The 209-nt window shown below is 75.1% G+C and carries 1 pseudogene; it reads right to left on the bottom strand.

What is annotated here, in order from left to right:
- Positions 1 to 209: pseudogene (locus J0695_RS41590) on the bottom strand (DUF4097 family beta strand repeat-containing protein); the annotation flags it as partial.

The raw sequence follows: 209 nt of genomic DNA on the forward strand, positions 1-209 counted from the left end.
AGGCCCCGGTCAGCTCGGCGCGCGAGCCGGCGGGCAGTGCGACGGTCACGTCGACCGAGCCGGTGCGCCCGAACAGGGCGCGCTGCTTGGGTGTCCGGACGGTCAGCAGGCCGCTCAGGAAGGTGACGTCGGTCTGTTCCGCGACGCGGACGTCCTGGTCCTTGCCGGCGTCGCGCGGCCGGACCTCCACCGTGGTGTCGCTCCGGCCG

This window comes from Streptomyces beijiangensis (assembly GCF_017315755.1).
Taxonomy (GTDB): domain Bacteria; phylum Actinomycetota; class Actinomycetes; order Streptomycetales; family Streptomycetaceae; genus Streptomyces; species Streptomyces beijiangensis.